Genomic DNA, 20,012 nt, shown 5'->3' with positions numbered 1-20,012 from the left:
GGATCACCGCCTTAATGAAGTATTGAAATTTTGAGAGTAAGATACTACGTCAATCCACGTGTTTTTTCCCGACCTGGTGCCCTCCGTAGCTCTGGGTGATGTTCCAGGTGTTCTTTCATCATCTTATGTAACTCGAACAGTTTATCGTTCGCCAATTTTACTGTGGCCCCTTGTGCTGCCCCCTCAGCTATTCGCTTCCATTTTCGTATCTTCCTCTCGATCGCACGCTGCATCTGTTCTGCTTCGTAGTTTTCTTTGGCCTTTTTTTCGTCCGGCACAGCAGGGAGTACCGTTATATCCGGGAAATACGTTGTCAGGGTATGGCGGCAGTTCGGGTGCAGCAGTCCAGCTTTCATCGCTTCTGACAAGAGGGGGACTCCTAATTCTTTCGCTTCCTCTGCTGTTCCGTGGCTGAACACATCATCGACCAGAACCTTTCCTTGCCACGGTGCACACTTAGAGCATGTATTGGCGTGGGCCGATACCATTACGGTATGGATCCCCCATTGATCCCTTAACTTCCCCTCAGCTAGAAATGTTGCGCGCTGGGAGGCGGTACGCAGAGCCATTTCCGCATAACTGGCGATATTTACCCGCCTTCCGGTTTTATACTCAATACAATTAATTCCGGCATTTAGGAAATCCTTTGTGGCCATATCAATTGCCTGATCTAACGTTTTTGTGCCCGCAGCCATGAACATTCCGGTCTTATAGATGGTCTGCCTGTAGATATCGTCCATGTATCTCCAAACAGTTCCTTGTGCCTTTTGCATATCCTTGGTAACCTGTGCCTTTAAATCAGCCAGCTTTTGATCGTTATCTTTTCCAGTTAAGGTCTTTTCTTCCCCTTCTGGCCGGAATGTGCCTTCTGCAGTTTCCTGCATAGCATTTACCTTATCTTCGTTTATGCCGAAGAAACTTTCCTCTGTCCTCGCTGGAGTATCTAACTCATTTTGGGCTACCGGAATCGGAAAGCTCAATGACTTGCCAGCAGATCTTATTATGCGGTATAACGCCTTTTTGGCCTTATCAAAGCTTCCTTGCAGTGTACTGTCAACAGTTTCCGCAATCTCGGAGCTACGATCCTTTACGATATTCAGATTTTCCTTCCTAAAATTGAAAAGGTTCCGAAGCTTCGCTTTCTGCCACATTTCCCACCGGAATCCTTCTCTCTCTTCTTCCTTCTCATGGCGTGTGAGGTTGCGCTTAAGGTTTTTGATAAGGTCAAGCTCTATATCCTCAAAGATCTTTCGAAGGTTATAGGCACTATCACTCGGTAATTCCTGTTTCTGGCGCATTGGCTGCACCCTCCATTCCATCATAGCCGGCTACGTTTGGTTCCTCTGTTTCCATGATCCCAAGCTCATGTTTTAGTCGGCTCACCTCCCCCGCCTTCCATTTATCGTCCTTGCTATCGCCCCACATTTCCTCCACCTGGGCCTCAATACTCATGACTGGGGATCCCGGCCGGGCTTTTGACATTGTTTCCACCTGGCTTTCAAAGGACGGGTTGGCATATTCTCCGAACGGAATTTGCACCTTTACCTCTTCCACTGGCTGCATAAGAAGGATGTGATAGGCGTTGATGCAAGTGGCGATAATCTCCGGCAAAGATTCCTGTAAAGCCTCTACCACAGCATTACGGGTATAAAGCGTAGCCTTTTCCTTCTCCCGCTGGGCTTCCGCATTATCCAGCTTCTTCATATCAATACCAAGAGTACTGGGTGATATGATTCCCTGCAGGCAGAGATCCAAGGCGGTCACATAACTGGCAAGATAGCTTTCATGGGGGATATTCGGCTGTTCCGTGTTAATCATATTCTTGCCGTCCTCACCCATGTTGTCATCACCGGAAATGAAACGATTATCGAATGGATTGGGCCTTATCAGCTCACCCGTTTCTGGATTTCTTGGTATGTAAGATTCCGGTATAAAGGTTCTGGCCCTGCCGGCCCGCAGTGCGTCCATCCATTGGCTCCAGGCTTCGTCAAAAGCATCGAAACTATCCAGCTTCCCATCAAAAATGGATCCGCCCCGGCCTTCGTATTTCGTGCTCTCGTATATCTTTAGTGGCACTGCAAGTATGGTACTGCTATCAAACTGGTAATCACACAGGTTCTTCGTCTTATCAATAGATTTTAGATCTACCTGACGATCTTCCACAAACAACTCATTCCGTATGTATCCATAGCCGTAATGCTCATATAAGACGTAACGCTTATGTTTTTCTGTGTATGGCGTTTTAAACACCACCTCTTCCAGCTCATCGGCATCATAGACTAACTCTACCCGTTCCCCTGGATACCATTGAAGGATAGGAAATTTACTTTTCTTTGTGTTGAATGTCACTTTCCATGCACCATCACCGATATACAATACTTCTTTTAAGCACCCTTCCAGCTTCTTTCGAAAACGGTTCTTTTTCTCTATATCCTTCCACAAGCCAGCCTGCGCCTCGTTATCAAAGTCAAAGTCATTCATGTCCGATAAGACAATCCCTGTCAAAACACGAACGATTAAGCCAGGCAAGCCGGTATGGATCTTTCTCATTTCCATTCCTGGGGTGCACTTGGATGCCCAAAATTTATACTGATCTGCAAACTCGGCGGTCTGCTGGTAAAGCTGCTCCAGTTCATTTCCATCACCACGGTACCAGATTCGGTTGCGGATGGCATGAAGTTCAAAGTCCATAATCTCATTGATCTGTATGGCAGTTCCTCCGCTTGGCTGTATCTGGAGCCAGCTGCGGATACCCCGTTTTATGTTATCACTCAATGCTGATACCCACCTCATTTCTTTTCTTCCTCCTCAAATCCTATCAAATTTCGGTACGGGATCCACCCATACTGGCTGGCGTTGATTGTATGATCGTTGCGGTCCTCCGGTTCGTCCTTATCTTCCTGCCAAGAATACCGGTCCAGCTCTCCCATGTGCTCTGTGCAGGTATCCACGACCAGATAGCAGCCCTGTGTGATCCAGCCCAACATGAGGTTGATACGGTCAAGAATCGTTACCTTTTTGTATGAGTCATGGAAATTATACAGGCAGCCTTTGAGCCTCTTATACTTTTTAAGTTCCGTGATCGTTGCCTGATCGGCACAATCTATAAATACATCTTTTGCAAGGCCCCACTCCTTACGGTTCCGTTCCAGGAAGTCCACAAACTTTAGAGTAGTATCCGATGGAGCCAGAGGAATGGACAGATCAGCGTTGCTGTACACCTTCTCATCAAGGACAATCACCTTCCGGTCCATGGTAATTGCCTGGAAGATCATTGCAATGGTATCCGGGCTTTTGCTGGAATAAGATGTGTCCAGGGCAGCTGAGAACTTCTTGACCTTAATCTTTCCGGATTCGATCTGCTGCTTTACCCAGGTTTTGCTGACCACGTGTTTTTTACGGTCAAAGTTCGGAAAAATCAGACCGGTTGCTTTTCCTCTTAGACCCTGGATCTTATTCTTGTAAAGCTTAGTGCCTGGTGGAGCTGATCGGATCTTTTTCTGTATGGCTTCCTCTGTCAGGGAGAGATTATCCCTGAACGTAAAAAACCAGTACCTCCACTTGGATACTGGCGCTTCCGTAAGCTCTGCCATGATCTCTGCTGGCACATCTGCAGCGTATTTTTTATATGGTCGAGATCGGTTTATAAATTCCTTGTAGATCGGGAGGTTAGGATCATCTGGGTTGAGTGTTGCCATGAGATAATCGTTTCTGGTGGCTACCTCTCGTACAAAATCAATGTTGGCCGTGTTGATTTCATCAATATAAACACAGCCGAACTGAGAACCCAGAACCAGCTCCCACTTATCACGGTTATCATATCCCAGGACAAAGATGATCTTTCCCTCAAATACGATATGAGGTATTTTATAATCCTTATCCCCGTTGCCGTAATACCTTGCGCTCTGGTGTAGATCCAGAATCCCATTATCCTGCTGAATAACGTTCTTCTCTGCAGTACCGGTTGTCTTTGATGCTATGATGTGCAGTTTCTTATTGCTACGGCTCACCATGCGCATGAACTTAACACCAGCCCCTACGGTAGTTTTTCCGCTGGCAGTAGTCCCCTCCAAGAAGTCTGCGTCTACTCCGTCCACCGTGTTTATGAAATCAATGTATTTCTGAGACAGAGGAAAGCTACTACTCTTCAAGGCCCTCACCGCCCATCTGGGACATGATATCATCCAACTTCTCAGAAGTCTGAACAGTCAAATCCACTTTTTCCTTGAACATTCCCATGTGCTTGCCCAACAGCTCTAGAGCCTTAATCTTATCTGCCATCTTGATTTCTCTTTCAAGACCATCTTCGCCAAAGGTCTTAACCTTTACGGACTGGATCGCAGCCGTGTCTTCCGGAAGAGCATCTTCTTTCACGGTAGCGGTGTCTGGATCAATTACGTCCACAGCATTTACAAAGGCGATCTTTGCAAGCTCCTGAACTACCCGATCGGCATTCACCCCAGTGCGACGGGATCGCTCCGCCATGGCTTTGTCTATATGCGTACGAATGTTAGGTTTTGTTAAGTTCTCACAACCAATTTCTTTTGCCGTATCTGAGGAATATCCTGCTCTTATGGCTGCCTGCGTGGCATTAAGATCAATCAAGTATTCTTCTATAAAAAATTTCTGTTTCTTGGTCAATGCCATCAGGCTCACTCCTTTCGTTGTTTTAGATATCAAAACATTTTCATGCAATAGAAAAAGCACCCGGTTTCCCGAATGCTTCCCTGCACTACTTGTTCTGTTCAGCAATAAACTCTTTCATCATTTTGGTAATCTGTCCTGCCTGGCTAACTCCTGCCTTCTCACAGGCCTCTGCGAACTGTTCTGTCAATTCCCGTTTCAGTTTATAGGATTTACTGATCAGACCGGCTTTTGCGTTCCATTTGTCCTGTGACCTAATCTTCTTTTCTTCCACGGCTATCCCTCCACATACAATACAAGCCTATTGCCAGTCTCGCACATGCCAAGGCGATGAAGAAGATACCTAAAAATCTTAAATTATCAGACATATTGATTTTATACAGATGAGTGTGTTATAATAGTTGTAAGAGAAGGGCTTTCGCCCCTCTCCGCTACTTGAGTAGCTTTGAAATGAATAGAAGGATTATTCCTACTATTAAGTCCGTTAGCACTCCGACCAGCCAAGTCTTGAGTTTGCTATCGGGCTTTTTCTTTCGGCTTCTGCCTCTCATCTGTATCTCACCTCCTTATGTTACTATCATATCATACGGTGCACCGTATGTCAATAACTATCCACAAGAAAGTTTTTATTTTGTTGCTTTTTCTCATTCATTCGTTTGTTTTGGCTATAAAAAAGAGACGGGGTTGACCGCCTCTGAAGAAAAGAGGTACCGAGAGAGCGCCTCTAAAACACTTATTGTTCATTATCGTCTTCAATGTCTTCTTTTAAATTACCGTTTCCGGTCAATAGTTTTATGGGATTTTCAGATATCTGCTTCCACTCTCTACTTGTCGGAAATAGAACCTTGGGTTCCTCTTGGTCCCTTATTGAATTATGAAATTCCAATCCTTTATCATATAACTTAATAAGCATATCAAAACACATTTCCGCCTTGCTTTCTTCTTCAGGATCTAATTTTTTTTCGTTTGCATTATCCAATTCTTTCACTAAGTTCTTTACTAGAGATTTAATCACAGTTTCATTAGCTTCTGCTATTATATCCAATTGAGCGGTATCGATTTTAGCTTTCCTATATTGTTCTTCCTGTAATTTATTTGTCTTTATATACGACCAAATAGCCAATGTTCTCTCAACAATAATAGTTAATTTTTCCAAAAGCCCCAAAGCAGCAGCTCCTTTTATAGCCATCTCCAGCCAAGTGCTACCAACATCAATTTTTTGTATTTTTATTTGGGTGTCCTTTATTTGAAAAAAAGGACATTGCGACAATACTTTAGATAGATCATCAATGTTTGCTGAAAAATCACAAATATCTGCTTCCTCTGGAAGTTTTACATCAAATTCAACTTCATCATTATAATCATATCCTATGCTTTTGCATAACTCCACAATGCTATCTGCTCTTGTTCTTATAATATCTAATCTTAATTCGAACATACGGATTTGCTGTTCGTCTAACATAACATTATCTGTAAACATAAGAAAGCCTGAGATTTCATATAGATAATCGACATATGGCTTAAGTGAATCAACTTCTTTTAAATTTTCTAACCTTTCTCTCAATGTGATCCAGTTATCTATTTTATAATACTGAATATTATTTTGAGTTTCATCTAATTTTGTAGCTTCTAGTTCAACAACATTTCTTTTGCAGATATAATTAATACGCTTTAATCTCATACTATTTTCCCCATTTCGACATTTTTCTATATTATATCACATGTTTATTGGAAAGATATTCCAAAAAACAAGAGCTCATTTTGTATAATCAGCATAGAACATATGTTCGTATATGTAAAATTAGAAAATATTATAAAAGGCCCCTAGCTATAAGCTAAGAGCCTTAACACCCGGAAAATGTCTTGGGAGAGTATAAACCGGGCAAATCGACTGCAAAGCTATTACACCTGGCAGCCGTCAAAGTTAAGCCATTACTGTAATGTCTTGCTTGGTACACTATCAGTAATGCTTTATTCGTATTTAATACAATAAAGAACCGCTGTATTTGTAGGACGAGAGGTAAATGACCTTATTGGCTTAGCTGATGTTTTTATTGTTCCATTTAATTGCATATACCCGTAATTTCCCATTTCTAGAAAGTCAGTATTTTCCGCACTTAAAACGGTATTATTTACTCTATCGATATCTGAATCATTTAATCCGATAGCTACGCCTGTTCCATAATCATTATTATACCAGCCGGGGGATATTGTTGCATTTTGATGTACACCTACAGCCGCACCACTTCCTGTATTTCTAATACCAGCTCCCGTACCTCTTAAAAATTCACCTCTCAAATCAGGTACGGCAAAGGTTGTAGTTCCGTCTCCTCCAAAATAATTATAAGAACCAAATTGAACTTTAATGAATTGTGAAAAATCTTTATAATCGTCAATATTATATATAGTCCCATCGCATATTAAGTAATGCTTGGGAGCCGTTGTTCCCATATACGAAATTACGGTTCCAACTGGTGTGCTATCATTGCCATTACCATTACTACAACAACCACAATTAATTGTAATACAACTCTTTTTATCTTCGCACATATAATTTACCTCGCTTTTGTTTTTTTAATAGCCTTCTTTTCAAAATCCATATAAATGCCAATTCCAGAAGATTACAACCATCACAGCTTACAGCCGACAGCCGTAGGGGGCATTATTTCTTTGTGTATTCAAAAACCACGTAGGCTGTACAGCCTGGATAGTATCCATTGTCATGAAAATGATAGTATATATTGCCATCATCATTACGGTAATACATATTTACTGCAGCATCTAATCCAGCTGTTGCATTATAGGATGTCTGCAACGTGATTTGAGCTCTATTATTCTTGTCAATCATGTTTCCGTAAAAATTAATTACCCGATCAACCATAAGTTCAGAAACATTTGCAAAGACAAGGGCATTACCACTTTCGTTAGCAATCTTCCCAGAAATCACTTTCCGATAAATTGGCTTACCATCCACCCAAGTGCCAATCTCAACCTCATCAAAGGAATAAACTTCTTTAGAATTACCATCACATTCTGCAAGTTGAATGCAATATTTTTTATCTGTCATAAATAAATCCTCGCTTTCATTTGTTTTCATTGTTTCACATATTAACCGATATCGTATGTTTCGTTAACACAATCATGATATAACTATAATAATGCACCAAATGTGAAACGTCAACCTTTTTTCGAACATATGTTCTTATATTGTTTCCGGTCAGCTATTAATCAATACGGCCCCTGAGCTGATGCGCTCAGAAGCCGCTAAAGGAGGATTTCCTAATTTATCTAATTTTGGATACTATCATTATAGATCGGCCATGTGGACTTTACAAGGACACGATTTTGACACGGCTTGTCAAGTCCTCTAATCCAGTACGATGGCATCTGCTCCAAATAAATATACACTTAGAATGTCAGTCAATTCAGAAATCCATCGCCTTATGGTTCTATCCGTAGTATCAAATCTTTCCGCAATGTCTTCCTGGTTTTCTCTGTCCAAGTAGAAGCTTTTGAACGCATCATACTTCTCTGGTGACTCCTTCCTGATCTGTTCTTCTTCCAGAAGCTTCAGGCACTTGTCAATATGCGCGATCATAACAATGCTCCGGAGCTTACTTTTTATGATGCTGTTTATGTAAATATCCTCTGCCGATAACTCCACCAGCTCTTCCCCATCGTCCACGTCCGACAACTCCGACACACCCTCCTGGACGCTCTGACAAATCCGATTATAATTCTCCATAAGCTTCTTGGCATTCTGAAACACCTTGACCTGTTTATTTTTTTTCTGGGATTTTTCAAATTCCTTCACTGCCTCGAGTGCCGCCGTCCTTGCTAACTGCTCTGCTGTCTCTTTATTCATTAACTTCCTCCTCTCCCTCTGAAATAATCCTCAACCTCTCCTGAGGTACATCCATATACTCCCCATTGTCCTGCAGGATCCCGATCAGGCCATCATTGCTGCCGATCACAGTCCCAAACTTCCTGCCAGGATAAACCTGGACAACGATTTTCTTTTTATCTTCTAGTTTCACACTCTACCTTCTTTCTCAGCCTTGGCGGCTCCCTCCGCCTCGGATCCAAACACGAACTCGTATATGTATAAGCCGGATGTGTTGCAGAGAAGGTCGTGGCCGGCGGTCCTTTTACTGCTATAGCAGCCTCTGCCGTGGTGATCCTCTGCGCTTGCACATACTGATTCCGGCGCTCTTTTGGTGATTTTCTCAATCTGTACCCTCCTCATGAAAATATTCGTTTACCTATGTAACTCTATATCAGCTATTGCCTGGAATATTGGGTAAAACTGTGCTGGTACTACTGCATTTCCGAGGCATTTAATTCTGTCCACCCGATGGGGAACCCCATTAGCCACTCTACCCACTCCGGGTTCAGCTGCCCACCAATCTGATCGTTTAGATTCCTGCTTCTCTCTTTGCTTTCCCAGCGACTTTTCTGACCCGTTCTGTAATCCCTGGCTTGTGGTGTTGCATACAACACTACCTTTGATAACTGCATCAGGCTTTGTCCTCCCTCCCTGTTCATATGCCTGATCGTTCCGTTTTTGGTAATTACCGGGTTCCCTATCACTTTGTGTTCCGCTGTATCTGATGCCTGAGGTGTCGGCCACATCTTTACTACACTTGCTAAATCTGGGCTTCTCCTCGCTCTCTCTGATGGACAATCTCCCCGTATTGTTGCCTTTGGTGTAGGCCACAATGGCGGTTCTATATCGCTGGTGCGGGGCGTTGACACCGCAAGCTGGTAATACAAACGTCCTGACGGTGTAGCCTGCGGCTTCCAAGTCAGATAACACCGTGTCGAGTGCCATATTGATGATTCCAGCAACATTTTCTCCAACAACCCAAGCTGGCCGCAATTCTTTGATAACCCTAACCATTTCTGGCCAGAGGTAACGGTCATCGTCCTTGCCTCTTTGCTTCCCGGCAACACTGAAAGGCTGACACGGGAATCCACCTGAGATAATGTCAACTGTCCTTCTGTTTGTCCTTTCATAAAAACTCTCTCCATTCAATGTCCTGATATCTCTCCATCGTGGTACATCAGGCCAGTGCTTTTCTAATACCTGTGTCGGATAATCAGCCCATTCACACTGCCCTACACTTTCAAATCCGGCCCATTCAGCTGCCAAATCAAGACCTCCGATTCCCGAAAAGAGGGATAAGTGCGTGAGCTGCCTGTTTCCGGTGCAATCGGTCAATTCCATCTGACCATCACATTTATAATTTTCAAATACTTCAAATCCCATTTTTAAAGGAGCCAGGTACCTTTTCGTCCGGACGGCTCCGGCCTCCTTTCTTAATCAATCAAATATCAGTTTTCATCAGCATCCTTAGAATCACATTCCACTTCATCAATATCTGTGTCATAATCCTTTTCAATGCCGTTTACCTTCACGCTCCCTAATGATGATAATTCAGTGATTGCTTCATCGGCATTATCATAATCACCGTCATTTACATCTTCAATGAATTGCTCAAGTTCTTCATCGTTTTCTACTTCCACCTCAACCGCATGTGTATGTACTACTTTTTCGTAAAAAAGAACCAATTTTTTCATAATTACATTCTTTCCCCCGGTGCTCCGGGAAATCCTAATTTAAGCATTTAGCGATCTTGCCCAACATCTCTTTCTTGCAACACTCACACTTAAATGCAGGATCTATTTCATATTCATATTTTTCTTCTGAAGACTTATCAAAAGCCTTGCATACTCCTCCATCCGGGATATACACCGGATATGTGCTGCCATAACTGCCGTGGAAATCCTTAAAGCAAAATCCATAAATATAGTTTTGTTCGTCAACTTTCCTGGGCTTATGCAAACCAGCATATTTTTTACATTCATCGCAACGGCTCATATTCTCCTCCTGAAAATTCGGGTTTACGTAGCTGACATAATCACTGATCTTCCCGCTTCCTTGCCTACCTCTGATTCTAATCTCATCTGCTCCACCGGCTCAAAGTTTAACCACAGCGTTTCCACCCGTCTAAGATTATTCTGCGCCCTGGCCGGCATCTGCAGTTTGTACCAGTTCTTCAAATAACGTTCATACAACTCACAGTCATATCCGGAAAGCATAATCTTCGCCCGGCTGTGGACACTTACGTCCAGCAGCTCCTCATGATCCTGATCAGACATTTCATACCGGTACTGCTTCCGGCCTCGTGTGGATAGTACATAAGGTGGATCCAGGTAGATCAGGACGTTTTCATGGTCAAAGGCTCTGATCTACTCCAGCGCCGGTCTGTTCTCGATCTGTACGCCTTTCAGCCGGACGGCCATTTCTGCCAGTGCTTCCGGAAGCTGATTCCAATACCGGACCGCATAGGCTGCTTCCCTGCCATAAACATCTTTCTTCCAACCGCAATTCCCATTTAGTCGGAATCCATGACTCTGCATGGATCTTACTGCAAAGTATCCGGCTCGCTCCACCGGTGACTGAGGCTCTCTTGTAAAGGTATCCTCATAGATCTGTCTGGAATACGGCGTATATGTAAGCCAGTCCTGCAACTTCTGACAGCTTTCCGGATTCTGAATAACTCGGAAGAAATTCACCACATCACCGTCAAGATCATTCACCGTCTCAATCCTGGAAGGGGGCTTTGCGAAAAGGATAGCCCCTCCCCCAAAGAATGGATCCAAATAACTGTGGTGTTTAGGCATATTCCCAATTATCCAGGGAGCGATCCGTTTCTTACCTCCGGGATAATGCAATAATGATTTCATTTGTTCACCCTTTTCCACTCATAATCTTCTCAACAAAATGCTGCCACCATGTTCTCTTTCTCCACATGAAACATCTATTTGAATGATAAAGCTGGTACACTCCGGTACTGCACGGGTACCGTAAACTGCCCCGGTTTTTATATCTACAATTTCCACAATCTTCTTTCATTGCACTCCTTTAAACGTTTTCTCTTTTTCTCATTCTCTGGTCAATCTCTGCCATCATTTCCGCCACCAGCTGCTCCATGAAGGGATACTTCTTCATCAGGACTACTGCCCATGTATGAACTCGTTCCCATTCCTCAGAATCGTTCGGAATAGGCTTGTTGCGATAATTAAGCCAGAACTTGTTATACACCTCATCAAAGGCTTTCTGTACTTCCTGATCCGTCATAGGCTTTCCACCTTTACGTAAATGCCAGGGAGATCCGCCCAGTACTTTTCAATCACTTCCGACGCCACCTGTGCATCATCTTTCCAATAGTGTAGCTCCGTCATAACGTCCTTAAGAAGCTTTACCAGATTGTCTGTGTCAGGCTTGCTGGTCTTATACTCCCCGTTCTTATGCTTGCCAGTAACAGGGAAGCACCACCACGTTGTCAGCCTCACAGGACCAGTGAACCTTTTTTCCGGGACGTGCTGCCCCAAGTGCGCTAAAAACTTCGCCCTGGCCGCTTTTAGTTCTTCCGGTTCATAAAAGATCGGCTTCCCATTTACCACATGCACTTGCTTCTCCTGGTGCGTCACAGTGGGGACCTTTTTCATCGGCATAAAGAAATCAATCGTCATCCACAATCACCTTTACCCCTTTATCTTCTGTTGTGACAGAAATTTCTGACAAGCTCTCTCCAGTCAATTGAACAGCGCACGCTTCATAACTCCCGCTGTACCATGCACATGATTTTTCCATGCAATCAACTTTTAAAATCGGACAAAACATTTCACTTCACTCCTTTAACGCATTGATTTTATTTTTTCACTTTCATTCACGCGACTTGTACGGGGCAGGGGTGGGATGTGGAGCGGGCTGTGCTTTAGCCCACTCCCACACACCCCCGTACCACTGAGGCGCAAGCCGCATTTCTATGTATGTATATACATAGGTTTGCGTGCGTCTCCCTCAAACTCGATTTTTACCGACTTTGCGTGCGTCTCCCGCATTTTCGAAAATACTTCGATTTTGAGTATATAAAACGCAAGACGCATTTTTCCTTTTTGCGTGCGGCTCCCGCACTTGCGGCTTCGACTTTGCGGCTACTGCTTTTTGCCGACTTCTCCATCAGTAATCCAGAAACCGCCATGCTCTTTTATGTGTCTCCTGATCGTATCTTCGGATTTCCCCATGGCTTCACACAGTTCTTTTACCGTCACTTTTTCACCATTATTGAAACTTAGGATAGATTCATAATTAGTTTCCAAACTCTCCTTACGTTCCTTCTTGGCCTCTTCCGGATTCTTCTTTTTGCTGAAATTCTTCTTCCATGAAGGTGCATCCGCCTCTGGCTGAATATCTTCCAGGACTCCGGACTTATCCAACTCATGTACCGGATAATTAAACCAGAGGTTCTGCGGTTCAAACTTGGAAAACTCTCTGAGGGTCCCTTCAATACGCCATGCGGTCATTCCTTTTACCTTGGCCTTGGCTGCTTCGATATTGCGCTCCAGGACCGCCATCTGCCACTTTTCCAGCTTCTCTTTACAGTACTCCATCATCTGGAAGCTACTACATAAATCGTCCTGGGAGAGGTCGTCCTCCCACTTAGTATTAGCATCAAGGTACTGCCTGCAGGCGTCACAGACTGCCCGGTTCTCCTGTTGCTTCATAAGCTCTTCGGTCGTTTCTAGTTCTATGAGGTCAATAAGCGCATCAGGATCCCTGGCGAATACACCGGATCCGCTGGCCCGGTCCATGGACTTCTTTCCGCCCTGGCTTCCCTTGCTGTGATGGTGGCAGTAGATCACTGCCACGCCAAGCTCTGTGCACACCTTGTCGAACTGGTTGCAGAAATTAGACATCTGATCCGCGCTGTTTTCATCACCAGTGATAACCTTGTAGATCGGATCAATAACAATAACTATGTAATTCTTTTTCGCAGCTCTACGGATCAGCATGGGAGCCAGCTTGTCCATGGGTCGTGACTTACCTCTTAAGTTCCAGATATCTATGTTTTTAAGGTTCTTAGGTTGCCACCCAAGAGCCTGATACACGTCTTTGAATCGGTGAAGGCAGCTGGCCCGGTCAAGCTCCAGATTCACATACATGATTTTCCCCTGCGTACAAGCCCAGTTAAGCCAATGTTTTCCCTCAGCTATAGCAATACACATTTCTATCTGTAAAAACGATTTCCCGGCCTTTGATGGGCCAGCAATCAGCATCTTATGTCCTTGTCGTAACAATCCGTCAATCAGGGTCGGTGCCAGCTCCGGAAGGTTCTCCCATACATCATCAAGGCTTTCCGGATCAGGAAGATCATCGTTGATGGACTCGATCCATTCTTTCCATTCCGTCCAGCTCTCTTTACCTATATTAGTATCAACGATAAACTGCTTCTGACCGCCTCGCATGACACCGGGCATTCTGGATAACCTGGAAGGATTCCGGTTCTGTTGATCAATGGCAAGCCCATTTTTCTTGCAGATATCGTAGAGATAATCTACTCGCTTTCGGTACTCTGTGTAGTCTACGGCGTCAACCCTTACAATGGCGTGGAGACTCTTTCCTCCGCTGTGCACCAGACAGGCGACCGGTAATTCCAATTCCCTTATAATGGCGTGCTGCTTCTCAATATCCATGGAATCCGATTCCACCAAAGCATATTTAAAATCAGTTACGTTTTCGTTTTTAGCACCTTTTCCGTCCATGGGATTAAATCGGATCCAGGCTCCACCCTCCGGGTCATAGTCTCCAAGCACGCTGCCTATATCCCCATTGCACTGTGACAAGAGTTCAACAAGCTGCCCTGCGGTTCTGTCACAGGTTCCACTGTCTGCCGGTACCCATTTGTTTTCTTCTTCCTTTTTCCAGCTCTTTACTACATAGCCGACATTTTCCCCTGCTTCAAAGAGGGCTTCCAGGTACTTAATAAGCTCCCTGGCCGGATCCCATTGTTTCGGTTCTATAACTTCACGGCCCTCCACCCAATTCTTATCAACAACAACACCTTCAACGGAAATAGTGTCGTTCCAGTCAAGGGCAGTGCCGGGATCATAGGGAGGTGTCCACCCCTGATCCCTGGCATACTGGACAATGGTTCCACCTGTAACCGGAGTACCGGCCCCGTGGAAGCCTCGCCATTTCTTCTCACATTCCCCTGCGTGATAGCGCCGGTCATTCATGCTCCAACGGTCCCACACATCAACGGTATACCCTTCATGCTGCAGAGCCATGCCGACATTAATCCAGTCCTGATATGAAAGCTCTGAGGGGTCTATATGATTTAGGACCTCCATGAGGTCGTATGTACTATCCATGTTTCAAGTCTCCTTATTCCGGTATATATTCCTGCGGATTCACGCCAGAGGGTGCGCCCCTCCAACCTGCCGCTGCTATACGGTCAATCATGTTTTTAGCAGAAACAAAGTTCCACGTTCCAACATGCTGAAATCCGTATTTTTCCAGGCAGCGGATCTGCTTTGGTGTACTCAAATTTTCTTCCTGACGCTTGTGTAAACGATCCAGGATGAGACTGGCCTTTCCTGCATTGTCGATCTGATCAGGGAGGATCCCACGCTTTTCAAGCTCTCTTTTCTGGCTATCTGATGGTGGTGCCATTTCCCAACCAAAGGCCGGAACATATCCTGACAGATCCTCCGCCTGGATACTCATTTCAAACTGCAGAGGATCCACCAGCTTCTTTTTGCGGTTTCTCATTTCCTTAAGCTGCTTTGCAAGGGCTTCCTCTCTTTGAGCGACAACATCTTCTGCCGCCTGTTTTTCTGCCTCTTCAATATCCATAGGGCAGCCGGCCTTTTCGATGTTCTCAGTCATTTTCCGGGCCACTTCCTCATCCTGACAGATCAGGCTTGCAGGATGGCATAGTTCATGGCGTTCCGTGTGCCATAGAAAGTCTAATAATAATAAATGGTCTTTCCCTGGGAATAATCTGGTACCACGCCCTACCATCTGGCTGTAAAGGCTACGGACCTTCGTCGGCCGTAGGACCACAATGCAATCTACACTTGGACAGTCCCAGCCTTCCGTAAGAAGCATAGAGTTGCAGAGTACGTTATAATCGCCTCGCTCATAGGCTGCCAGGACCTCCGAACGGTCCTTACTATCCCCGTTTACCTCAGCAGCCTTAAAACCCTTTTCATTCAAGATATCCCGGAATTTCTGGCTTGTTTTTACCAAAGGAAGGAATACAACGGTCTTCCGATCCCTGCAATGCTTTTCCATTTCATCTGCGATCTGATATAGGTATGGATCCAGGGCCGTTGCCAGATCTCCGGATTTGAAGTCCCCGGACTGCATACCAACTCCTGAAAGATCAAGCTGCAGGGGAATGGTGAGGGCTTTGATTGGGGATAAAAACCCAGCCTTAATTGCTTTGGGAAGCGTATATTCATAGGCCAGACTGTCAAAGCATTCACCCAGGTTCCGCATGTCACCACGGTCCGGTGTTGCTGTTACGCCTAAAATATTGGCCCCTTTGAAATAATCTAGAATCTTTTGGTAACTGTCAGATAAACAATGATGTGCTTCGTCGATAATGATGGTGTCGAAATAATCCACCGGGAATTGTTTTAGTCTCTTATCTCTCATTAGGCTCTGGACGGATCCGACTACAACCCGGAACCAACTCCCTAAGCAGGTTTCCTCTGCCTTCTCGGTAGCGCACCCTAGGCCCGTTGCTTTTCCGATCTTATCGGCTGCCTGATCCAGAAGTTCTCCACGATGGGCCAGAATTAACACCCGGTTCCCCCTACGGACACAATCCTCTGTAACCTTGGCAAATACGATTGTCTTACCGCACCCAGTAGGGAGGACCAGGAGCGTCCGTTTGACGCCCTTGTCCCATTCTTCAAAAATAGCAGCCTTTGCCTCTGACTGATATGGTCTAAGTTCCATAGTTAAAATGTCCCCGCTTTAAATTGTTTAGGCTCATAAGGAAGGTATTTGGAAACTTTATTATTCTTCCTGATCTTTCCCTCCTTGTCCTTATACTCATCTATGTACAGTTCCAGTTTTCCTGTGGATCCGGGAACGGTATTCCAGTTAGGCTTTAATGGTTCCCCTTTCTTCTTCTGGCCAATGCAAAGGAAGAACTGACTTAACTTCCATTCAGCCTTTGAATTAAGATACAGGCTATCAAACATATGACGATCATTGCCATCTGCATCCTTAATCAGTAAATCAATGTTAGCCATGTTGCAGGCTGCCATCTTGGCGCTTCCTGCGAATCTGCCCCGATCCATAGAGGCCACAGTAAACTCATATATTCCTTCTGGTAAGGGCTCGTACTCCTGACCTTCGTTTTCGATCTGATCGTCCCAGCCTATTTCTCTTCCAATTTCTTCACTCATAAATCGTTACCTCCTTAATTAAATACCAAGCTGTCAGTTTCTTTCATTTCCTTAATCATGGGATATACCTGATCCCAGGCTCCTACCAACACACCAGAGATAAAGTCCGGCGGATAATCAGCGACCGCCATATCTGCGGGGAAGTATCCTCTGGCAGCCACTACGTTTTGGATATCCCACTCGTCAACCTGATTGTGTATCATCAGATCCCGGAGGGCTTTAGGAATCTTCTCATCCACTTTTACATCTGGGGGATTCATAGGTTCTGACTTTGTATCCACCGGCGGAGCTGTCTTCTCTTCCTTTGGAGGCTCCTGAATGCTTTTACTGACTGTACTCCCGGATTCTTCCTGCCTCGTCTGTGAAGTGGATGGGGCTGCTTTTCGCTCTTCCTTTGCAGGTGTTGCCGGACCTGTCGATTCTTCAACAATGTGACGAATGGCATCATATTCAAATGGAACTTCATCAGGGAGCCCATACCGGTTCTTAGCATCCCAGCAGGAGTGATGGGTCGTGTACATAACACGTCTGCCGCCCTGAGCTTTGTTCTTGCCCTTCTGGGCGCCTTGTCCATCCACGTTGACAACCATCGTCTTATAATTACAGAAGAGGACCATATCCGCCCATTCCTTTACCATAGGAGCTACGCCTTTACTCAGCTTCATTTCCCATCGGTCATAAGCACCTAACTCATCCGGTTGCTCAAACTTCCTCATTTTTGCATGAGCTGTAAGTACAACATTGATTCCGACTTTTATTACATCAGTAAGAAGGTTCAAAAGTTTTCCAAACTCTTCCTGTATGTATGTATAACCTTTTCCGTAGCCGAACTCTTCAATGCTGCTCTTGCGATTCGTAGCGCAGACATGAGTAATACAAAGCATTTCCGCCCAGTCTGCCGTATCAATAATCAAAGTCTTACAAAGGCTTGGTGTCCGGATTACCGCTGAAACCTGTTCTAAAATCATGGTCCAGCTACTGGGCTCCGGAAACCTTGCCACATCCATATCCTTAGTGCTTCCCTCAGTATCAATAAATACCGGATCCGGAAACTGTGCAGCAAACGTTGATTTGCCGATTCCTTCCGGGCCATACGCAACAATTTTCTTAGCACCCGGTAATTTTCCTCTGATAATCTGCATTAAAATACTCCTTTCTTCCATTCTGTTTTCTTATCTTCCATGAGTGGGTGCTCCTGGCCGGCAACATATCCGTCCTCAATAATGATGGAACATTCTTCCCCGGTACCTACCCGGGTTGCAATGGCCTGCAGGCCCTCTGCTTCCAGCCACTCCCCAAACTCCTTAAGTATTTCAAGGTCCATCTGTTCCAGCTTGTCCAGAAGAACGAAACCACACTCTGGATTTAGCTTCCTTACAATAGCAGTGGATACCTTTAGCCGATCAGATCCAGACATGTTGTCCCACTGCTGACCCTTATAAACAAGTTCTCCGTCTTTGATGGAAAGTTCCGGGAGGGGAAGCGCTGCTGAGTTAAGAAGTTTATTCTTTGCGTCACGTGTACTATCAATCTGTTTGGTAAGCTGGTCGTACTGCCTGCGGTACTCTTTGGCGTCGTCCTCGGCCTTTTCTTTGTCAAGGTTCGCTCGGACCTTCCTGTTGATCTCTTCAATATCAGAAATGTTCTGCTCCAGCTCCGCGGTAGATTGATCCTCTAAATCCTTGGCATCCATTCTGGCAATGGCAAGATCGGACCGCACCGCTTCCTGTTTCTTTAGTAACACCTGGATCTGCTCCATAAGCCTCTGGTCTTCCTGTTCCAGCTGATGGAGACGTTCCCGTTTTCTCCGGTTCTCCCCGTTCTGTACCAGAATGTCCTGCTGTTTCTTAATGAGCTCTGACGCAGATACAAGTTCCGCCGGAGCATCATTATAATAGGGCTGTTCTTTGGCATACTTTTCTTTCTGATCTGCAATGCGACCAATGGCAAGCCGTTCATTATAATGCTCCTGTTCTTCCTTCTCCAGTGTCACCAGCGTGTCCCCTACACCAATAATCTTAAGAAGGATCTGAGCCTTTTCCTTTGAGGTTGATTCCATGAACTTGGGAAGGTTAAGGGCGAACTGCTCCACAAAGTCATTAAGGAGCTGCTGGCCTCCCTTCTCTCCGTTTGGATCAGTGACCTTAAGTGCGCTGTTCTTTCCTTTCCGTTCCACCACAAGACCGTTACTCATGATGATGCGGAGGTTCGGAGGAATCACGGACTGTTCCCGCTGGGCCTGTGAAGGCCGGAACTTATCCCCACCCAGTACCCAGGCAATGGAATCCAATACAGAGGTCTTCCCCTGGTTATTTCTTCCTCCAATGATCGTCAGGCCATTTGCTGATGGTTCGATCTTAACGGCTTTAATACGCTTTACATTTTCAATCTCTAACTGATTGATTTTCATAGACATTGTTGCAATCCTCCTGTAAATCCCTTATAATAGGGGTGTAAAATATTTTCTTGCTACTTTGATTCCCTGGGAGTTGCCGCTCCTGGGGTTTCTTTTTTATGCTGCTTAAGGATGTTAAGGACGTATGACACAATATCCGGATCATCTTCTTGGCTTATTAGGCTTTCCATCATGCAGCGATTACTCTCAATAAATGCGATAGCTCTATCTACTTTTGCCACCTTCTCGCCTCCTCTCACATCACTTCCAACGCCCCGCATGTTCCCAAAATCACGATCATGCTGGCTACAAAGATCACGGCCGGCAGAAACCGCTTGGTAAACTCCATCAGCTTTGATGGGCGAGTGTCGGTGTAATCATCTAAGTTTTCATAGTACTTTTGCATGGGATTCCTCCTTCGGATCTAATCCGGTTCTTTCAAAAAAATACTTTCGCGGGATCCTTGCATTCCTAGTTATGTAGCCCTTGGCTTTAAGTTCTGCATTAAGTTCTCTTATCATTTTGTAGCCAAGACTCTCACAGCAATCCATAACCTCTGCTACTTCTGCAGCTGTCATCATCAGATTACTCACTTTTACGCTTCCCCCTTTCATAATATTTGCACGGGTACCTTCTGCTACGTTCAAAGCAATGGTTGCGGTAACGGCATGATTTGCATGAATATGTAACCGTGTCCACC

26 protein-coding genes are annotated in these 20,012 nt (G+C 44.9%); all 26 read right to left on the bottom strand.

Features of this window, described 5'->3' with window-relative positions; translation table 11 throughout:
- Positions 1-44: 44 nt before the first annotated feature.
- Positions 45-1,298 carry a phage minor capsid protein gene (locus tag BMW45_RS07245; RefSeq protein ID WP_092241719.1) on the bottom strand — a complete coding sequence of 418 codons (1,254 nt, stop codon included), beginning with the start codon at positions 1,296-1,298 and terminating at the stop codon, positions 45-47.
- On the bottom strand, positions 1,270-2,793 hold the full coding sequence (locus tag BMW45_RS07240) for a phage portal protein (protein ID WP_092241717.1): 1,524 nt from the start codon (positions 2,791-2,793) through the stop codon (positions 1,270-1,272). Before BMW45_RS07240 ends, BMW45_RS07245 begins: the two co-directional genes overlap by 29 nt.
- Positions 2,790-4,160, bottom strand: a complete 1,371-nt coding sequence (locus tag BMW45_RS07235) for a terminase (protein ID WP_416388661.1) — start codon at positions 4,158-4,160, stop codon at positions 2,790-2,792. Before BMW45_RS07235 ends, BMW45_RS07240 begins: the two co-directional genes overlap by 4 nt.
- Positions 4,141-4,641, bottom strand: a complete 501-nt coding sequence (locus BMW45_RS07230) for a terminase small subunit (protein WP_092246264.1) — start codon at positions 4,639-4,641, stop codon at positions 4,141-4,143. The genes BMW45_RS07235 and BMW45_RS07230 overlap by 20 nt, the downstream gene beginning before the upstream one ends.
- 91 nt (positions 4,642-4,732) lie before the next feature.
- A complete protein-coding gene (locus BMW45_RS07225) occupies positions 4,733-4,918 on the bottom strand; it encodes a hypothetical protein (protein ID WP_092241713.1) in 186 nt (61 codons plus the stop codon).
- A 459-nt stretch (positions 4,919-5,377) separates the two neighbouring features.
- Positions 5,378-6,325 (bottom strand): hypothetical protein, encoded by a 948-nt coding sequence (locus tag BMW45_RS07220; RefSeq protein WP_092241711.1) that lies wholly within the window; start codon positions 6,323-6,325, stop codon positions 5,378-5,380.
- A gap of 290 nt (positions 6,326-6,615) precedes the next feature.
- Complete coding sequence (locus BMW45_RS07215; RefSeq protein ID WP_092241709.1) at positions 6,616-7,194, bottom strand: phage tail protein; 579 nt, start codon at positions 7,192-7,194, stop codon at positions 6,616-6,618.
- Between the two features lie 112 nt (positions 7,195-7,306).
- On the bottom strand, positions 7,307-7,741 hold the full coding sequence (locus BMW45_RS07210) for a hypothetical protein (RefSeq protein WP_092241707.1): 435 nt from the start codon (positions 7,739-7,741) through the stop codon (positions 7,307-7,309).
- Positions 7,742-8,011: 270 nt separating this feature from the next.
- Positions 8,012-8,509 (bottom strand): helix-turn-helix domain-containing protein, encoded by a 498-nt coding sequence (locus tag BMW45_RS07205; RefSeq protein WP_092241705.1) that lies wholly within the window; start codon positions 8,507-8,509, stop codon positions 8,012-8,014.
- Positions 8,502-8,681 (bottom strand): hypothetical protein, encoded by a 180-nt coding sequence (locus BMW45_RS07200; RefSeq protein ID WP_092241703.1) that lies wholly within the window; start codon positions 8,679-8,681, stop codon positions 8,502-8,504. Before BMW45_RS07200 ends, BMW45_RS07205 begins: the two co-directional genes overlap by 8 nt.
- A gap of 221 nt (positions 8,682-8,902) precedes the next feature.
- Positions 8,903-9,871: a DNA cytosine methyltransferase gene (locus tag BMW45_RS07190; protein ID WP_092246261.1), complete on the bottom strand. Its 969-nt coding sequence runs from the start codon at positions 9,869-9,871 to the stop codon at positions 8,903-8,905.
- 107 nt (positions 9,872-9,978) lie between these two features.
- Positions 9,979-10,224, bottom strand: coding sequence for a hypothetical protein (locus tag BMW45_RS07185; RefSeq protein WP_092241699.1), 246 nt, complete (start codon positions 10,222-10,224; stop codon positions 9,979-9,981).
- Positions 10,225-10,258: 34 nt separating this feature from the next.
- A complete protein-coding gene (locus BMW45_RS07180) occupies positions 10,259-10,525 on the bottom strand; it encodes a hypothetical protein (RefSeq protein ID WP_092241697.1) in 267 nt (88 codons plus the stop codon).
- 23 nt (positions 10,526-10,548) lie between these two features.
- The gene (locus BMW45_RS28385; protein WP_465220283.1) at positions 10,549-10,860 is read right to left on the bottom strand and encodes a hypothetical protein; all 312 of its coding nucleotides are present in this window, start codon (positions 10,858-10,860) and stop codon (positions 10,549-10,551) included.
- 36 nt (positions 10,861-10,896) lie between these two features.
- Positions 10,897-11,394: a DNA adenine methylase gene (locus BMW45_RS28380; RefSeq protein WP_242882937.1), complete on the bottom strand. Its 498-nt coding sequence runs from the start codon at positions 11,392-11,394 to the stop codon at positions 10,897-10,899.
- 178 nt (positions 11,395-11,572) lie between these two features.
- Positions 11,573-11,788 carry a hypothetical protein gene (locus BMW45_RS07170; RefSeq protein ID WP_092241695.1) on the bottom strand — a complete coding sequence of 72 codons (216 nt, stop codon included), beginning with the start codon at positions 11,786-11,788 and terminating at the stop codon, positions 11,573-11,575.
- Positions 11,785-12,183: a RusA family crossover junction endodeoxyribonuclease gene (locus BMW45_RS07165; protein ID WP_092241693.1), complete on the bottom strand. Its 399-nt coding sequence runs from the start codon at positions 12,181-12,183 to the stop codon at positions 11,785-11,787. Before BMW45_RS07165 ends, BMW45_RS07170 begins: the two co-directional genes overlap by 4 nt.
- Complete coding sequence (locus tag BMW45_RS27750) at positions 12,173-12,334, bottom strand: hypothetical protein (RefSeq protein WP_166433294.1); 162 nt, start codon at positions 12,332-12,334, stop codon at positions 12,173-12,175. The genes BMW45_RS07165 and BMW45_RS27750 overlap by 11 nt, the downstream gene beginning before the upstream one ends.
- Before the next feature lie 314 nt (positions 12,335-12,648).
- Positions 12,649-14,865: an AAA family ATPase gene (locus BMW45_RS07160; RefSeq protein ID WP_092241691.1), complete on the bottom strand. Its 2,217-nt coding sequence runs from the start codon at positions 14,863-14,865 to the stop codon at positions 12,649-12,651.
- Between the two features lie 13 nt (positions 14,866-14,878).
- Positions 14,879-16,462 carry a DEAD/DEAH box helicase gene (locus BMW45_RS07155; protein WP_092241689.1) on the bottom strand — a complete coding sequence of 528 codons (1,584 nt, stop codon included), beginning with the start codon at positions 16,460-16,462 and terminating at the stop codon, positions 14,879-14,881.
- A 2-nt stretch (positions 16,463-16,464) separates the two neighbouring features.
- Positions 16,465-16,917, bottom strand: a complete 453-nt coding sequence (locus tag BMW45_RS07150; protein WP_092241687.1) for a DUF669 domain-containing protein — start codon at positions 16,915-16,917, stop codon at positions 16,465-16,467.
- Positions 16,918-16,931: 14 nt separating this feature from the next.
- Positions 16,932-18,059, bottom strand: a complete 1,128-nt coding sequence (locus BMW45_RS07145; protein WP_092241685.1) for an AAA family ATPase — start codon at positions 18,057-18,059, stop codon at positions 16,932-16,934.
- Positions 18,059-19,333, bottom strand: coding sequence for an AAA family ATPase (locus tag BMW45_RS07140; RefSeq protein WP_092241683.1), 1,275 nt, complete (start codon positions 19,331-19,333; stop codon positions 18,059-18,061). Before BMW45_RS07140 ends, BMW45_RS07145 begins: the two co-directional genes overlap by 1 nt.
- Positions 19,334-19,386: 53 nt before the next feature.
- Positions 19,387-19,554, bottom strand: coding sequence for a hypothetical protein (locus BMW45_RS27745; protein ID WP_166433293.1), 168 nt, complete (start codon positions 19,552-19,554; stop codon positions 19,387-19,389).
- A 14-nt stretch (positions 19,555-19,568) separates the two neighbouring features.
- Positions 19,569-19,718, bottom strand: a complete 150-nt coding sequence (locus tag BMW45_RS27740; RefSeq protein WP_166433292.1) for a hypothetical protein — start codon at positions 19,716-19,718, stop codon at positions 19,569-19,571.
- Entirely contained in the window at positions 19,702-19,905 is a 204-nt protein-coding gene (locus BMW45_RS07135; RefSeq protein WP_092241681.1) for a hypothetical protein, read from the bottom strand. Before BMW45_RS07135 ends, BMW45_RS27740 begins: the two co-directional genes overlap by 17 nt.
- Positions 19,906-20,012: the final 107 nt, after the last annotated feature.

The organism is Lacrimispora sphenoides, from assembly GCF_900105215.1.
GTDB classification, from domain to species: domain Bacteria; phylum Bacillota; class Clostridia; order Lachnospirales; family Lachnospiraceae; genus Lacrimispora; species Lacrimispora sphenoides_A.
This window is presented reverse-complemented; position numbering and strand designations above follow the sequence as displayed.

Bases quoted from the DNA above. Each gene is read 5' to 3' on its own strand.
- BMW45_RS07245 (WP_092241719.1), bottom strand. From the start codon at position 1,298: ATGCGCCAGAAACAGGAATTACCGAGTGATAGTGCCTATAACCTTCGA.
- BMW45_RS07240 (WP_092241717.1), bottom strand. From the start codon at position 2,793: ATGAGGTGGGTATCAGCATTGAGTGATAACATAAAACGGGGTATCCGC.
- BMW45_RS07220 (WP_092241711.1), bottom strand. From the start codon at position 6,325: ATGAGATTAAAGCGTATTAATTATATCTGCAAAAGAAATGTTGTTGAA.
- BMW45_RS07215 (WP_092241709.1), bottom strand. From the start codon at position 7,194: ATGTGCGAAGATAAAAAGAGTTGTATTACAATTAATTGTGGTTGTTGT.
- BMW45_RS07210 (WP_092241707.1), bottom strand. From the start codon at position 7,741: ATGAAAACAAATGAAAGCGAGGATTTATTTATGACAGATAAAAAATAT.
- BMW45_RS07205 (WP_092241705.1), bottom strand. From the start codon at position 8,509: ATGAATAAAGAGACAGCAGAGCAGTTAGCAAGGACGGCGGCACTCGAG.
- BMW45_RS07190 (WP_092246261.1), bottom strand. From the start codon at position 9,871: ATGGAATTGACCGATTGCACCGGAAACAGGCAGCTCACGCACTTATCC.
- BMW45_RS07185 (WP_092241699.1), bottom strand. From the start codon at position 10,224: ATGAAAAAATTGGTTCTTTTTTACGAAAAAGTAGTACATACACATGCG.
- BMW45_RS07180 (WP_092241697.1), bottom strand. From the start codon at position 10,525: ATGAGCCGTTGCGATGAATGTAAAAAATATGCTGGTTTGCATAAGCCC.
- BMW45_RS28380 (WP_242882937.1), bottom strand. From the start codon at position 11,394: ATGAAATCATTATTGCATTATCCCGGAGGTAAGAAACGGATCGCTCCC.
- BMW45_RS07170 (WP_092241695.1), bottom strand. From the start codon at position 11,788: ATGACGGATCAGGAAGTACAGAAAGCCTTTGATGAGGTGTATAACAAG.
- BMW45_RS07165 (WP_092241693.1), bottom strand. From the start codon at position 12,183: ATGACGATTGATTTCTTTATGCCGATGAAAAAGGTCCCCACTGTGACG.
- BMW45_RS27750 (WP_166433294.1), bottom strand. From the start codon at position 12,334: ATGTTTTGTCCGATTTTAAAAGTTGATTGCATGGAAAAATCATGTGCA.
- BMW45_RS07160 (WP_092241691.1), bottom strand. From the start codon at position 14,865: ATGGATAGTACATACGACCTCATGGAGGTCCTAAATCATATAGACCCC.
- BMW45_RS07155 (WP_092241689.1), bottom strand. From the start codon at position 16,462: ATGGAACTTAGACCATATCAGTCAGAGGCAAAGGCTGCTATTTTTGAA.
- BMW45_RS07150 (WP_092241687.1), bottom strand. From the start codon at position 16,917: ATGAGTGAAGAAATTGGAAGAGAAATAGGCTGGGACGATCAGATCGAA.
- BMW45_RS07145 (WP_092241685.1), bottom strand. From the start codon at position 18,059: ATGCAGATTATCAGAGGAAAATTACCGGGTGCTAAGAAAATTGTTGCG.
- BMW45_RS07140 (WP_092241683.1), bottom strand. From the start codon at position 19,333: ATGTCTATGAAAATCAATCAGTTAGAGATTGAAAATGTAAAGCGTATT.
- BMW45_RS27740 (WP_166433292.1), bottom strand. From the start codon at position 19,718: ATGCAAAAGTACTATGAAAACTTAGATGATTACACCGACACTCGCCCA.